The sequence below is a fragment of the Nocardiopsis flavescens genome (genome assembly GCF_900141985.1).
GTDB classification, from domain to species: Bacteria; Actinomycetota; Actinomycetes; order Streptosporangiales; family Streptosporangiaceae; genus Nocardiopsis; species Nocardiopsis flavescens.
Map to the genome: position 1 here is coordinate 55,068 of NZ_FQZK01000011.1, position 12,895 is coordinate 67,962.

Here is a 12,895-nt window from a genome sequence, read left to right on the forward strand (position 1 = left end):
ACGGGGTCTGGTGGGCGCCCCCAGTGTCCCACCCGCCCCCGCGCCCGCCGCACCCGTCGCGGGCGAGGACGACGCGGGCGGAGACATGGACGGCTCCCGGCCCGCACCGCCGCGGGCATGGACCGAAAGCACGGACGGCTCCCGCACCGCGGCGGAGGCCGCAGGGCCCCGTGGCGGGGCCGGGCGGCGTGGCCGGCCCGCACCGCCGCGCCGACGCCGGCACCGGTGCGCCCGGCCTCCTCTGGTGCCGTGGCGGGTTGCGAGCGGTAGCATCCCGAGTGTCGAGGAGGCCGGGAGGCGTCTCGACCTGTGGCGCGAACACGGCCCCCTCCCCCGAGGCCTTCACTCTCAGGACGCATTCCCCTCCTCCCTCGACACCCTGAATCCGCACTCACAGCGATGAATGAATTGCTTTGGGTAACCTTGCGGACGACCGTCGAGAAACCACCGGGAGTTCCGTCATGCGCACGCCACCGTTCGCCGTAGGCGCACTGGCCCTGACCGCGTTGCTCGCCACCGGGTGCTCCGGGGACGCGGGCGGGGACGGGGACGGCTCGGCCTCCCCGCAGAGCCCGGCCGGCGTCCAGCCGACCGCCTCCCCCAGCGTCACCGCCGGGATCTTCATGGTCCCCGGGGAGAGCCGGGCCGCCATCACCTACGACGAGACCGCCGTACCCGAGGGGGCCACCTCCGACGTGCAGGTGCGCGCCCAGGAGGGCGCGACCTCCGTGCAGTTCACCGCGACCGGGCTGGAGGCCGACCGCGACTTCGGCGCCCACGTGCACACGCGGCCGTGCGGGGAGAAGCCCGAGGACGCCGGGCCCCACTACCAGAACGAGCAGGACCCGGCCGCCGACGCGGAGACCCCCTCCACCGACCCGGCCTACGCCAACCCGGAGAACGAGGTCTGGCTGGACTTCACCGCCGACGGGACCGGCGCCGCCACCGTCAGCACCACCGTGCCCTGGGAGTTCCGCGAGGGCGAGGCCAACTCCCTGGTCCTGCACGAGCAGCACACCGCGACCGGGCACGGCGAGGCGGGCACCGCGGGCGACCGCCTCGCCTGCGTCAGCGTCGTGTTCTGACGCCGTCCGGCGCCGCGGTCACCGACCGGCGGGGACGGCGGGCTCGGGGAGCACCCGGCGCAGCAGCAGCCGCTCCCCGAGCGCCCACGCCCCCGACGTCAGCAGGTACAGGCCCGCGGCCAGCGGCACGAACACCGCGACGACCACCGTCATGAACGGCAGGTAGGACAGCGGGCCGCGGGCCATGCGCTCGGCCTCGGGGGTGGTGGCGGGCATGGGCAGGAAGCGGCGCGACCCCCACGCCACCAGCGCCAGCAGGACCAGCAGCAGGCCGAAGACCGGCACACCCGGCGCGCCGGCGGACAGCGGGGTGGCGCCCAGCGCCACCCCGGCCAGGGTGTGCTCCAGCAGGCCGCCGCCGCCCGGGCCCTGGCCGATGAACACCCCGTACAGGGCGATGACGACGGGCAGCTGCGCCAGCGAGGGCAGGCAGCCCGCCAGCGGCGAGGTGCCCGCCTCCGCGTACACCTTCTGCTGGGCGGCGACCATCTTCTGCGGGTCGTCGCGGTGCCGGGCCGTGATCTCGGCGATCCGCGGCGCGAGGAGCAGGCGGACCTTCTCGGCGCGGACCTGCATCACCCCCAGGGGTACGAGCAGCAGGCGCACCGCGACGGTCAGGCCCACCACGGCCAGCGCCGCGGCGGGTTCGCCCGCCAGGGGCGTGAAGAAGGCGGTGAGCGCGGTCAGGACCGCGGTGAGCAGGGACATGACGGCCGAGATCGGCCACACGGAGTACACGGTGGAACGGACCCTTCGTCCAGGAGGAAAAGAACGGACGTCGGGCCGCCCGGGACGCCGAAGGGGCGTTCGGGAACGACGGGGATCGGGTGTCGGGCGGCCGCTACCGGGCCGCGCCGGGCGCCCTGGGACGCGGTCTGCCCGCCGCGTCGGGGTCGCACAGGGCGGGGACCGCGGACCGCTCCGAGCGGCGGCGCATCGCGCCCGTCCGCCCGGCCGTGGTGTCGCCCGCCGGGACCGCCGCGGCGCCGTGCGCCGTGTACCAGGCGAGGGCGGCGCCCACCACGACGAACAGCAGCGCCATGGGGGCGGTGGGCAGGACGTCCGGGGAGGGTCCGACCAGGAGGAGTTCGGCGAGGAACAGCAGCAGCGCACCGGCCACGGCGTCCTCCTCACTCCTGCGGTGCCACACGGAAGGTGTCCGGGCAAATCCTATCCGGACCTGACATGTCCGTCGACGGAAAGGCCCCCATCAGGAGAAATCCGCCGACACTCCGGCGGCGCTCCGCTCGATCCCCGCGCGCGTGTAGCTAAATGACCCCTGTAGCCACGTGACAGAGCGTGATCAGGAACCCGACCGGCGGCGCGCCGGGGCGGGACCGGTCGTGAAGGGGAACCCCGTGCCGATTCGCCCCGCGAACCTCGCCACCATGTCCGCGACCATCGCCGGAGCCATCGCCGGGCTGTCCAGCCGGGAGGACCAGGCTCCCCCGGTGCAGATCACCTTCGAGTCCGGCTACCGGCAGACCGTCGAGCAGGGCGGCTGCCGCGCGCTCAAGACCGGCCAGGGCGGGGTCACCGCGATCTCCACCGAGGCCAAGGTCAAGTTCGCGCTCTTCTCGGGGACCAGCTGCCAGGGCAGCCGCGCCCTGGCCTCCGGGCACGGCAGCGTCAGCTTCGGCGACCCCGTCCTGGCCGGCGCCATCGTCATCGGCTGACGGGGCCGCCCGAACGGATCTCCGCCACGTCACCGGGCGGGGTCTCCAGGGTGTCGCCGCGCGAGCGCAGCACCGCCCCGGCCGCGGCGTGGCCCAGGCGCAGCCGCCGTCCCACCGGCAGGCCGTCCAGCAGCCCGGACAGGAACCCGGCGGCGAACGCGTCGCCCGCGCCGACGGCCTCCACCACCTCCACCCCGGGGGAGGGCTCGAACACCGCCGACGCCCCGGAGAAGCAGGTCGCCCCGTGCTCGGCGTCCTTGACCACCAGGGCCGCGACCTCCGGCAGGACCGCGCGCACGTCCTCGGCGGTCGGCGTGCCCCACAGCCGCTCGGCCTCGTCCCGGCCCACGAACACGATGTCGGCGCGCCGGGCCAGGTCCAGCAGGACCGGGGCGGCGACCCGGGCGGGCCAGAGCGCGGGCCGGTGGTTGACGTCGAAGGAGCGCAGTGCGTCGCCGTCGGCGCGCCCGGCCAGCAGGTGCTCGACCAGCGCCGCGGCGCGGGCGGACAGCGCGGGGGTGATCCCGGACAGGTGGACCAGCCGGGCCCGGCGCGACCACACCCGCTCGGCGTCGGCGGCGGACAGCGCCGAGGCGGCCGAGCCGGAGCGGTAGTACAGGACGCCGGCCCCGCCGGGGGCGGTGTCCTTGACGTACATGCCGGTGGGGCGGTCGGGGTCCACGGCCACGCCCTCCACGTCCACGCCCCACCGGGACACGGCGTCGGTGACGATCCGGCCGAAGGGGTCGTCGCCCACCCGGCTCACCCAGGCCGCGGTGTGCCCCAGGCGGGCCAGGGCGACGGCGACGTTGGACTCCGCGCCGCCGGTGCCCAGGGTGAGGCTCGCGCCCGCGGCGAGCGGGTCGGCGCTGTGCAGCACGGCCATGGTCTCGCCGACGCAGACGGCGTCGAGCGGCGGGCGGGGGGAGGTGTCGCTCATCGCCGTTCCCTTCGGACGGAGCGGCCGGGCAGGCGGTCGGTGCGGCGCCCGTCCCGGACGGTGAACTCCCCGGCGACCAGCACGTGCTCGATGCCGACCGGGGTGAGCCGGGGCTCGTCGTAGGTGGCGCGGGCGTCGACGGTGTCGGGGTCGAACACCACCAGGTCCGCGACCGCGCCGAGGTGGACCGTGCCGCGCCCGCTCAGGCCGAGGCGGCGCGCGGGGCGCGAGGTGAGGTGGCGGACGCACTCCTCCAGGCTGAGCACCCCGAGTTCGCGCACGTAGTGGCCGAGGTAGCGGGGGAAGGTGCCCCAGCCCCGGGGGTGGGGCTTGGCGCCGACGAGGATGCCGTCGCTGCCCGCGGTGTGGGAGCTGTGCCGCATGATGGTGCGGATGTTCTCCTCGTTGCCGACCTGGAGCAGGCAGCCGCTGCGCAGCTCGTCCCCGATGAGCAGCTCCATGTACAGGTCGCCCGGCTCCCGGCCGCGGCGGGCGGCGAGTTCGGCGACGGACGCGCCGACCGCCCAGGACAGTGCGGGATCGGCGGTGCCGGTGACGACGATGGCGGACCAGTCCATGGGGATGCCGTGGTTGCCGTCGGTGCCCTCCACCTCGATCTCGTGGAGGATGCGGGCGCGGGTCCCGGGGTCGCGCAGGCGCTCCAGGGTGGCGGCGGTACCGCCGGTCTGCGCCCAGCTCGGCAGCGGTGCGCCGAGGTAGGTGGCGCTGGCCCCGTAGGGGTAGGAGTCGAGGGTGACGTCGAGGCCGTGGTGGACGGTGGCCTCGTCGATGGCGTCCAGCACCTCGGGGGCCCGGCCCCGGTTCCGCGGGAAGTTGACGTGGCAGTGCGCCAGGTGCAGGGCCACCTGGGCGCGCCGGGCGACGTCCAGGCACTCCCGGTAGGACTCCACGACCCGGGAGCCGTAGTTGCGGTGGTGGGGGCAGTAGTAGCCGCCCGCCTCGTGGACGGGGGACAGCAGAGCGACGATCTCGTCGTCGGTCGCGTACATGCCGGGGGTGTAGGTGAGCCCGGCGGAGAGGCCGTGCGCCCCGTCCTCCATGCCGCGGGCGACGATGGCCCGCATCCGGTCGAGTTCGGCGCCGGTGGGGGCGCGGTCCTCGCCGCCCAGGACGGCCATGCGCACGTTGCCCTGCGGGACCAGGTGGGCGACGTTGACGGGCGCCCCGGCGTCGACCCGGTCGAGGTACCCGCCGATCCCGCGCCAGGCGTGGTCCAGGTCGGGGGTGCCGTTCCAGCCCGCGAGCTGGGCGCGCAGCTCTTCGACCGTGTCGTCGGTGACGGGGGCGTAGCCCAGGCCGTCCTGCCCGACGACCTCCAGGGTGACGCCCTGGAGGACCTTGGCCTCGTGCCCGGGGTCGGCCAGGACGGCGAGGTCGGAGTGGGAGTGCATGTCGATGAAGCCGGGGGCGAGGACGAGCCCGGAGACGTCGACGACCTCGGCGGGCCCGGCTCCGCCGATCCCGGTCATCCGGTGGCCCGCTCCGGGTGGGACGATGTGGACGATGCGGTCACCGCGCAGCACGACGTCGGCGGGTCTGGAGGGTCCGCCGGTGCCGTCGACCACCCGTCCCCCGGCCAATACGGTCTCGGACTGCACTGTTCCTCCGTTCAGGGGGCCGACCGGCCGGGTGTGTCGTCGGCCGGGTGTCGGTGCGGACCAAGATACGCTGCCGGGAACAAAATTGATAACTTTGTTGCCAATAAGCGTGACCCAGGCCGCCCGCCGTGCGGAATGTGCACCGGTGTGCGCATCGGCATGTGCATCCGCATGCTCGCCGGTACAGGCATTATCGACGAGGCGGGCCCTGCACGCGAGACCCGACCACAAGGAGATCACGGATGTCGAAGAAGGCGGTCCGCACGGACGGCGCCCCCGCCCCGGCCGGTGCCTACAGCCAGGGGATCGTGGCCGGCGGGTTCCTGTTCACCGCGGGCTTCGGCCCGCAGGACCCGGAGACCGGCGAGGTCGCCCCCACCGTCGGGGAGCAGACCCGCCAGGTCCTGGCCAACGTGTCCGCGGTGCTGGCCGAGCACGGCCTGACCCTGGACGACGTCGTCAAGGCGACGGTGCACCTGGAGAACCTCAAGAGCGACTTCCCCGAGTACAACGCGGTGTACGAGCAGCACTTCACCGCCCCCTACCCCGTGCGCACCACCGTGGGTTCCGACCTCGCCGACATCCTGGTGGAGATCGACGTCGTCGCCAAGCTGCGCGACTGACGGCCCCGCACGACCGCGGAGCCCCCGGCCGCCGTTCGCGCGAACGGCGGCCGGGGGCTCCCCCGCGCTCAGTCCCGGCGGCGGGCGCGCAGGACCACGTCGTGGATGGTGTACTCGGTCCCGTCGTAGACGGCCGGGCGCGGCCGCTCCTCCAGCACCGCCGTCTCCCAGTCCCGTCCCGGTACCAGGTCCGCCATCTCCTCCAGGGTCGGGAACAGCTCCGGCCACGGCGGGCGCGGCAGCCCGTCCTCCAGGTCGCGCAGGGCGTGGGACACCAGCAGCAGCGTCCCGCCGGGCGCGACCGCGGCGGCCAGTCCGGAGAACACCGCCGTCCGGCGCTCCGGGCGCAGCGGCAGGTAGTGCGAGGTCACCAGGTCGTAGGCGCCCTCCGGCGGGGTCCACCCGTCGCTGTCGGCCCGCCGCCAGGTGATCCGCGCCGCGGCGCCGGGAGCCTGCTCGGCGACCCGGGCGGCCGCCTTCTCCAGGGCCACCGCGGAGATGTCCGTGGCGGTCACCTCCCAGCCCTGCTCGGCCAGCCAGCGGGCGTCGTCGCCCTCGCCGCTGCCGACCTCCAGCGCCCGACCCGGGGCCAGCCCCCGCACCTCGGCCACCAGCACGAGGTTGGGGTTCCCGCTCCAGATGCGCTCCGGGGCGGAGAAGCGCTCGTCCCAGTACTCCGCGCGGAACATCTCCGGCGGGGGCGCGTCCGGGTAGTGCTCATCGGTCATCGTGGACCACCTCCGCGACCAGCCTCGCCGGTGGCGCGCCCCGGGGCGAGTTCCTTTGCCGTTCCGGCAAAAGCGGGGCGGTCGGCGGCGGTCAGTCCTCCCCGAAGTCCGCCAGGCACAGGTCGAGCAGCGCCGCGATGCGGCGGGTGAGGTCCTCGCGCCCCTGGGCGCGCAGCGCCGTGGCCCCCTCCACCTGGCGGACCCGGGTGAGGCCGAGCATCAGCGCGGTGACCAGGGAGGCGTGGGCGCGGGAGTCGGTGCCGCCGCCGAGGTAGGCCTCCAGCGGGTCGATCAGGGCGCTGGTGATGCGGCCCTGGTAGACGGCCTGGAGGTCCGGGTCCCCCGCGGAGTGGTCCAGGGCGCGCTGGAGCGCGCTGCTCTCGCCGTGCAGGCGGCTCACCGCGTGCTCGGCCAGCCGCCGGGTGAGCGTGTCCCGCTCCCCCTCGATCAGGCCCGGGAAGACGCCGTCCTCGCGCAGGATCTCGGTGAGCAGGCCGCGCTTGGCCCCGAAGTAGCGGTTGATCAGGGCGACGTTGACCCCGGCGTGGGCCGCGATCTTGCGCGAGGACACCGCCCCGTAGCCCTCTTCGGTGAAGAGCTCGCGAGCACTGGCCAGGATGCGCGCCCTGGTCGCCTCGCGGCCGCGGGCGGGCCCGGCACCGCTTCCGGTTCCGTCCGTACCGTCCATCTCCACACCTTTCGGCGGACCTGCTCTGACTATGCCGATTCCAGGTTTGCACCCCTGATGCCGGTTCGCCTACCGAAACGGGCGCAGCGATACCGACTTGACAAGGTCAACAGCGTTTACATATACCAGGGGGAGGACATCCCGCCCCCGGCAGTGCGCCGCGGGGCCTTTCGTGTGTGTCCGGGATGAGGGATCTCGTTGGAACAGGCAGTGCGCAGGAAGACCGTCACCCGTACCTCCGAACCCCCCGACCCCCACGCGCAGGTCCTCCCCTCCCGCAGGGCGGTCCGGCGCATCATGGTCGGCCTCGTCCTGGCGATGCTCACCTCGATGCTCACCAACTCCATCGTCGGCACCGCGCTGCCGACGATCATGGGCGAGCTGGGCGGGCAGGACCGGCTGGCCTGGGTGGCGACCGCCGCCCTGCTCACCATGACCGCCTCGACCCCCGTGTGGGGCAAGCTGTCCGACATCTGGGGCCGCAAGCCGCTGTTCCAGATCTCCCTGGGCATCTTCATCGTGGCGTCGCTGGCGGCGGGGATGGCGCAGGACATCAACTGGCTCATCGCCGCCCGCGCCCTCCAGGGGCTGGGCGTGGGCGGGCTCGCCACGCTGCCCAACATCATCCTGGGCGACGTGGTGTCCCCGCGCGAGCGCGGCCGCTACAGCGGCCTGATCGGCATGGTGTTCGGCGTGTCCACGGTGCTGGGCCCGCTGGTCGGCGGGTTCCTGGTGGACAGCCCGCTGGGGTGGCGCTGGTGCTTCCTCATCACGGTGCCGCTGGCGGTGTTCGCCTTCGTGGTCATCCAGTTCATGTTCACCATGCCGTTCACACCCCGCCGGGACGCCCCGGTCGACCGCACCGGGGCGGCGCTGATCTTCGGGGCGGCCAGCACCGTGATCGTGCTGCTCAGCCTGGGCGGCACCCAGATCGCCTGGTCCTCGCCCCTGGCGATCGGGCTGGGGGTCGGCGCGGTGCTGCTGACGGCGGGCGCGGTGGTCGTGGAGCGGCGGGCCCGCGAGGCCATCATCCCGGCGCGGCTGTTCCGGGACCGGACCTTCGTGATGTCGTCGGCGGCGTCGGTGTGCGTGGGCATGATGATGTTCGGCCTCATCATCTACATGCCGCAGTACCTCCAGATGGTGCACGGGATGAGCCCCACGGTGTCGGGGATGATGACGCTGCCGCTGGTGGCGTCGTTCCTGGTCACCTCGATCGGCTCCGGGTACGCGGTGAGCGGCACCGGCCGGTGGAAGGCCTACCCGGTCGTGGGCATGGTGCTGTGCGTGGTCGGGTTCGTGCTGCTGTCCGCGGCGCACCTGGACCCCGGGCTGACCGCGGTGGTCGCCGGCCAGGCCCTGGTGGGGCTGGGCTTCGGCCTGAACATGCAGCTCCTGCTGCTGGCGACGCAGAGTTCGCTGCCCACCGCGGACATGGCGGCGGGCACCGCCTCGGTGGTGTTCTTCCGCAACCTGGGCGGGGCCACCGGCGTGGCCGCGTTCGGCGCGGTGATGGTGGGACGCCTCAACTCCGAGCTGGGGGCCGCGGTGGCGGCGGCCCGGGAGCGGGCGGCGGCCGACGCCGCGGCCGGGACCGACTCCGGGGCGGCGGCGCTCTCCGAGGCGCTGGCGGGCGCGGGCCGGGCGGCCCAGGGGTCGCCCGAGGTGGTGCACGCGCTGCCGGGCCCGGTGCGCGAGGTGATCGTGGGGGCGTTCGACCAGGCGATGCAGGGCGTGTTCCTGGTGGGCATCCCCGTGGCCGTGCTGGGGCTGGTCGCGGTGGCGTTCATGCCGGCCGCCCCGCTGCGGGGCGGCCCCGAGCCCCGGCCCGCCGCACCCGTGGCGGACCCGTCCCGGCCGTGAACGCCCGCCCGGGCCGCCGGGGGCGCGGGGGCGCGTGCGGAGGGGTCTTCGCGGAGAGGACCGTGCCCGCGGGCCGTCCGCCACCGGCAGACCCGCGGCCGCAGGCCGCCCGTGAGCCGGGGAGGCGTCCGCGGGCCGTCCGTCGGGGGCGGTGACGGGCGGACGGCCGCGGCCGGCGATGGCGTGAGCGTCGCGGGCGGCCGGCGGGAGGTCCCGGGCCCGAGCGCGGCGGAGGTCCCGGGAGCGCGCGGGCTAGAGGTAGCGGCGGAAGCCCTCGGCGGAGTCGGAGAAGCCGAGCGCCTTGTAGAACTCGTGGGCGCCGGTCCTGCTCTCGTGGGAGAGCAGCTCCACCTTGTAGCACCCGGCCCGCGAGGCGCGGTCCAGCGCGTCCTCCATGAGGGCCCGGCCGATGCCGCGGCGGCGCAGGACGGGGTCGACGACGAGGTTGTCGGCCACCGCCCAGGGCTGGGCGTCGTGGGTGAGGTTGGCGACCACCAGCAGGTCGAGGGTGCCGATGATCTGGCCCCGCTGCTCGGCCACCAGGACCGTGCGGTCGGGGTCGTTCTCCATCCGGGTCCAGGCGCGCACGGCGGCCGAGGACATGCGGACGTGAGCGCTCTGCGTGTGGGTCGTATCGCCGAGTTCGCGGAGGAGACGCAGAATCGCACCGAGGTCGGACCGGATGGCCGCGCGGATAATCATGGCTTCCGGAATCGTAGCCGACCTCCCGCGACAAGGCGGACTTCACCCCACAACCGGACATAAAACACCAGGGGTGGGGACCTCGGTCCCCACCCCGGAATCGTCGTGTCCGACAGCGACGCTACGGCTTGCGGATGACCCGCACGCCCTCCTCGCCCGACGGCGGACGGCCGCCCTCCGGACGCCGGTAGATCCCCGTGATGCCGGGGTCACCGCCGGCCTCGTCCGGAGCCTGGGACGCCTGCGGACCCGTGCCCTGCGGGGCCTGGGGGCCGGCGCCCTGGGGCGCCTGCGGTCCCGTGCCGTGCGGGGCCTGCGGCCCCGTGCCTTGCGGGGGCCGGGGGCCGGGGCCGTGCGGGGCCTGCGGACCCGTACCGTGCGGGGCCTGCGGACCCGTGCCCTGGGGCGCCTGCGGGCCCGCCGGTGCGGGACCGGTGAACCGGGCGCCCTGCGGCGGACGCGCGGCCTCGGCCTGCGGGCCCGGACCCTGCGGGCCCGACCCCTGGCCCTGCGGCCTCGGGTTGGGCTTGATCCGCACCGTGGACTCGTCCGGCGCCTCGGGCAGCGAGGTGATCCGGATGGTGGCCTCGTCCGGGGCCGGAGCCGCGGGCTCGGGCTTGGACTCCGGCTTCACCGGCTCCGGGGCCTTGGCGGCCTCGGGCTTGGCCGGCTCCGGCTTGGCCGGCTCGGGCCTGACCGGCTCCGGGGCCTTGGCCGCCGCGGCCGGCTGGGGCTTGGGCTCCGGCCGCACCGGGGCCTTGGCCGCGGGCTCGGGCCGGGCCGGCTCCGCGGAGACGGTCTCCTCGCGGGTGAGCCCGGTCTCCAGCGCGCCCGCCTTGTCCTCGGCCGAGACCAGGTCGGCCAGCGTGCCGTGCATGTCGCGCAGGCGGCGCAGTGCCTCGGAGTGGGTCGCGGTCAGCGTGGCGAGCCTGCGGTCCGCGGTGTCGTGGATCTTCTTGGCCCGCGCCTCGGCCTCGCCCAGGCGGCGCTCGCCCTCCTGCTTGGCCTGCTCGCGGAGCTGCTCCGACTCCTTCTTCGCGCCGGTGACCATCTCGTTGGCCTCCGACCGCGCGGAGGAGATGATCCGCTCGGCGTGGTCCTCGGCCTCCTTGCGGAGCTTGGCGATCTCCTCCTGGGAGCGCTTCTTGGACTCCTGGACCTCGGCGTCCACCTTGCCGCGGCGCTCGCTGGCCTCCTCCTCCGCGATGCGGAGGATCTCGGCCATGCGCTCGCTGATCTGCTCGTGCTCGGGCTTGGTCTGGGCCTTCTCCCGGGCGACCGCCAGATCGCGCTTGTACTGCTCCAGCTCGTCGTCCATCTGGTTGAGGCGCTGGCGCAGGCTCTGGTTGTCGTTGTTCAGACGGATGAAGCGCTCGTCGACCGACGCCTTGTCATAGCCGCCCTTGCGCACCGTCGGGAACATGTCCTGTTGCAGTCCGCTACCCGGCAACATATCGCTCATGTGCCTTTCATGTCCTAAGTACACCGTCAGTGGCTGCACATCGCAGCAGGTGAGAGTTGCCCCGTACCCAATTGTCCGGTGAACACCCGCAAGCCTTCGTAAAGCATGGCCTGTGGGCGGGTGTCCTTTTTCACCGCATCCGCGATCGCACGAGGGGAACGACCGGGCGCGGAGCGTCACGCAGTGGACGACCGAACGACCACGGTAGGCACACGCCGTGATGTCCCGTCAAGAGTCCCGCCGGGGGGACATCGGCGTGCCGCCTCCGATCACGTTCTTACTAAGGTATGCGCGATCATCCCCGCGCGGGGGCGGAGCGGTCAACTTCCCCTCCTCCCCCGCGGGGGCGACGGCGCGAGCACACCCCACCGAGAGGGAGGACCACGACATGGGCAGTGGGATCGAAGGCCGCGGGACGGGGGCCGGGCGGCCCCTGGTCGGCGAGGCCGGCTTCGGCACACCGGAGATCCACCCCGACGCCTGGATCGCCCCGGGCGCCGTCGTGGTCGGCCGCGTCCGGCTGGGCGCGCACAGCAGCGTCTGGTACGGGTCGGTCCTGCGGGCCGACACGGAGGACATCGCGGTGGGCGAGCGCGTGAACATCCAGGACCAGTGCGGGCTGCACGCCGACCCCGGCCAGCCGGTGGAGCTGCACGACGGCGTCAGCCTGGGCCACAAAGCGATGGTGCACGGGGCGGTCGTGGAGGAGGGCGCGCTGATCGGCATCGGCGCGATCGTGCTGGGCGGGGCCCGGGTGGGCAGGGGAGCGTTCGTGGCCGCGGGGGCGCTGGTGCCCCCGGGCAAGACGGTGCCGCCGGACACCCTGTGGGCGGGCGTCCCCGGCAAGGTCGTGCGCGATCTCAACGACGACGACCGGGCCGTCCTGGAGTACACCTCCGTCCACTACGCCGAGCTGGCCCGGGAGCACTCCGGGGTCACCTGGCGCTGAGCGGGGCGGGCGTGGGGTGGGAGCGGTCGGTGGTGAGGGTGTGACGGGTGGACCGGGAGGTGCACCGACCTGGTCGGACCGGGTCAGACCGGTACTGGTCCTCACGGGTCATGCGGGCCCCGCAGGGCGCCGCGTAACCTGGTTCCGGGTCCTCCGGACGGGTCATCACGCCCTCCCCCGTCCGCTCCACCGGGGACCGCTCGCGTCCAGGACGGCCCTGTACTCCCCGGGGGGTGAACGCGTGTGGAATACGGACCGCACCGGCCCGGCACGCTGCACGACCACGTCGCCCTCGACGAGATCGAGCTGTACGCGGAGGTGCTCGTCGCCGCCGCCCACGCGGACCGCCGCCTGGCCATGGAGGAGCTGGACCGGGTGCTGGGGCTGATCACCGCGCCCGAACCCGGCTGACCCCCTCCCGGGGGACGGCACAGCCGGCCGCCGCGGCGCGCCCGCCCCGGCCGGAGCGCGTGGCCGGGTCCGCCGCGCGCGTGCACGCGCGGACGGGACAGGACCGGTGGGACCGCGCCCCGGACCGCAAGGCGGACCGCCCGCCCCCG

Annotated in this window: 14 protein-coding genes; 6 read left to right on the forward strand and 8 right to left on the reverse strand. The window is 74.4% G+C overall.

Annotated features, from left to right (window positions below; translation table 11 throughout):
• Nucleotides 1–461 precede the first annotated feature (461 nt).
• Nucleotides 462–1,085 (forward strand): superoxide dismutase family protein, encoded by a 624-nt coding sequence (locus tag BUE45_RS18190; protein ID WP_073380553.1) that lies wholly within the window; start codon nucleotides 462–464, stop codon nucleotides 1,083–1,085.
• An 18-nt stretch (nucleotides 1,086–1,103) separates the two neighbouring features.
• On the opposite strand, the gene BUE45_RS18195 is transcribed toward BUE45_RS18190, so the two are convergent.
• Together BUE45_RS18195 and BUE45_RS18200 are read right to left on the reverse strand one after the other, a co-directional pair.
• A complete protein-coding gene (locus tag BUE45_RS18195) occupies nucleotides 1,104–1,823 on the reverse strand; it encodes a YidC/Oxa1 family membrane protein insertase (RefSeq protein WP_073380554.1) in 720 nt (239 codons plus the stop codon).
• A 103-nt stretch (nucleotides 1,824–1,926) separates the two neighbouring features.
• On the reverse strand, nucleotides 1,927–2,205 hold the full coding sequence (locus tag BUE45_RS18200) for a DUF6412 domain-containing protein (RefSeq protein WP_073380555.1): 279 nt from the start codon (nucleotides 2,203–2,205) through the stop codon (nucleotides 1,927–1,929).
• A gap of 238 nt (nucleotides 2,206–2,443) precedes the next feature.
• Between BUE45_RS18200 and BUE45_RS18205 the strand changes: the two genes are divergently transcribed.
• Nucleotides 2,444–2,761, forward strand: coding sequence for a hypothetical protein (locus tag BUE45_RS18205; RefSeq protein ID WP_073380685.1), 318 nt, complete (start codon nucleotides 2,444–2,446; stop codon nucleotides 2,759–2,761).
• Here the strand turns inward: BUE45_RS18205 and BUE45_RS18210 are convergent.
• A complete protein-coding gene (locus tag BUE45_RS18210; RefSeq protein ID WP_073380556.1) occupies nucleotides 2,751–3,701 on the reverse strand; it encodes a sugar kinase in 951 nt (316 codons plus the stop codon). The genes BUE45_RS18205 and BUE45_RS18210 overlap by 11 nt on opposite strands.
• On the reverse strand, nucleotides 3,698–5,320 hold the full coding sequence (locus BUE45_RS18215; RefSeq protein ID WP_073380557.1) for an N-acyl-D-amino-acid deacylase family protein: 1,623 nt from the start codon (nucleotides 5,318–5,320) through the stop codon (nucleotides 3,698–3,700). The genes BUE45_RS18210 and BUE45_RS18215 overlap by 4 nt, the downstream gene beginning before the upstream one ends.
• A 242-nt stretch (nucleotides 5,321–5,562) precedes the next feature.
• On the opposite strand from BUE45_RS18215, the gene BUE45_RS18220 reads away from it, so the two are divergent.
• Complete coding sequence (locus BUE45_RS18220; protein WP_073380558.1) at nucleotides 5,563–5,943, forward strand: RidA family protein; 381 nt, start codon at nucleotides 5,563–5,565, stop codon at nucleotides 5,941–5,943.
• A 68-nt stretch (nucleotides 5,944–6,011) separates the two neighbouring features.
• On the opposite strand, the gene BUE45_RS18225 is transcribed toward BUE45_RS18220, so the two are convergent.
• Nucleotides 6,012–6,671: a class I SAM-dependent methyltransferase gene (locus tag BUE45_RS18225; protein WP_073380559.1), complete on the reverse strand. Its 660-nt coding sequence runs from the start codon at nucleotides 6,669–6,671 to the stop codon at nucleotides 6,012–6,014.
• Nucleotides 6,672–6,762: 91 nt separating this feature from the next.
• Complete coding sequence (locus tag BUE45_RS18230; protein ID WP_073380686.1) at nucleotides 6,763–7,359, reverse strand: TetR/AcrR family transcriptional regulator; 597 nt, start codon at nucleotides 7,357–7,359, stop codon at nucleotides 6,763–6,765.
• A 297-nt stretch (nucleotides 7,360–7,656) separates the two neighbouring features.
• Here BUE45_RS18230 and BUE45_RS18235 point away from each other — a divergent pair, with 297 nt between their 5' ends.
• Entirely contained in the window at nucleotides 7,657–9,222 is a 1,566-nt protein-coding gene (locus BUE45_RS18235) for an MDR family MFS transporter (protein ID WP_084737489.1), read from the forward strand.
• A gap of 252 nt (nucleotides 9,223–9,474) precedes the next feature.
• On the opposite strand, the gene BUE45_RS18240 is transcribed toward BUE45_RS18235, so the two are convergent.
• Nucleotides 9,475–9,924, reverse strand: coding sequence for a GNAT family N-acetyltransferase (locus BUE45_RS18240; RefSeq protein WP_073380561.1), 450 nt, complete (start codon nucleotides 9,922–9,924; stop codon nucleotides 9,475–9,477).
• Nucleotides 9,925–10,045: 121 nt separating this feature from the next.
• Nucleotides 10,046–11,377 carry an ATP synthase F0 subunit B gene (locus BUE45_RS18245; protein ID WP_073380562.1) on the reverse strand — a complete coding sequence of 444 codons (1,332 nt, stop codon included), beginning with the start codon at nucleotides 11,375–11,377 and terminating at the stop codon, nucleotides 10,046–10,048.
• Nucleotides 11,378–11,774: 397 nt separating this feature from the next.
• Here BUE45_RS18245 and BUE45_RS18250 point away from each other — a divergent pair, with 397 nt between their 5' ends.
• Both BUE45_RS18250 and BUE45_RS32570 read left to right on the forward strand, forming a co-directional pair.
• A complete protein-coding gene (locus BUE45_RS18250; protein WP_073380563.1) occupies nucleotides 11,775–12,335 on the forward strand; it encodes a gamma carbonic anhydrase family protein in 561 nt (186 codons plus the stop codon).
• Nucleotides 12,336–12,578: 243 nt separating this feature from the next.
• The gene (locus tag BUE45_RS32570; protein WP_178378567.1) at nucleotides 12,579–12,746 is read left to right on the forward strand and encodes a hypothetical protein; all 168 of its coding nucleotides are present in this window, start codon (nucleotides 12,579–12,581) and stop codon (nucleotides 12,744–12,746) included.
• Nucleotides 12,747–12,895: the final 149 nt, after the last annotated feature.

Coding starts and splice junctions, on each gene's coding strand:
- BUE45_RS18230 (WP_073380686.1), bottom strand. CDS start 7,359: ATGGACGGTACGGACGGAACCGGAAGCGGTGCCGGGCCCGCCCGCGGC.
- BUE45_RS18210 (WP_073380556.1), bottom strand. CDS start 3,701: ATGAGCGACACCTCCCCCCGCCCGCCGCTCGACGCCGTCTGCGTCGGC.
- BUE45_RS18220 (WP_073380558.1), top strand. CDS start 5,563: ATGTCGAAGAAGGCGGTCCGCACGGACGGCGCCCCCGCCCCGGCCGGT.
- BUE45_RS18240 (WP_073380561.1), bottom strand. CDS start 9,924: ATGATTATCCGCGCGGCCATCCGGTCCGACCTCGGTGCGATTCTGCGT.
- BUE45_RS18250 (WP_073380563.1), top strand. CDS start 11,775: ATGGGCAGTGGGATCGAAGGCCGCGGGACGGGGGCCGGGCGGCCCCTG.
- BUE45_RS18190 (WP_073380553.1), top strand. CDS start 462: ATGCGCACGCCACCGTTCGCCGTAGGCGCACTGGCCCTGACCGCGTTG.
- BUE45_RS18245 (WP_073380562.1), bottom strand. CDS start 11,377: ATGTTGCCGGGTAGCGGACTGCAACAGGACATGTTCCCGACGGTGCGC.
- BUE45_RS18225 (WP_073380559.1), bottom strand. CDS start 6,671: ATGACCGATGAGCACTACCCGGACGCGCCCCCGCCGGAGATGTTCCGC.
- BUE45_RS18235 (WP_084737489.1), top strand. CDS start 7,657: ATGGTCGGCCTCGTCCTGGCGATGCTCACCTCGATGCTCACCAACTCC.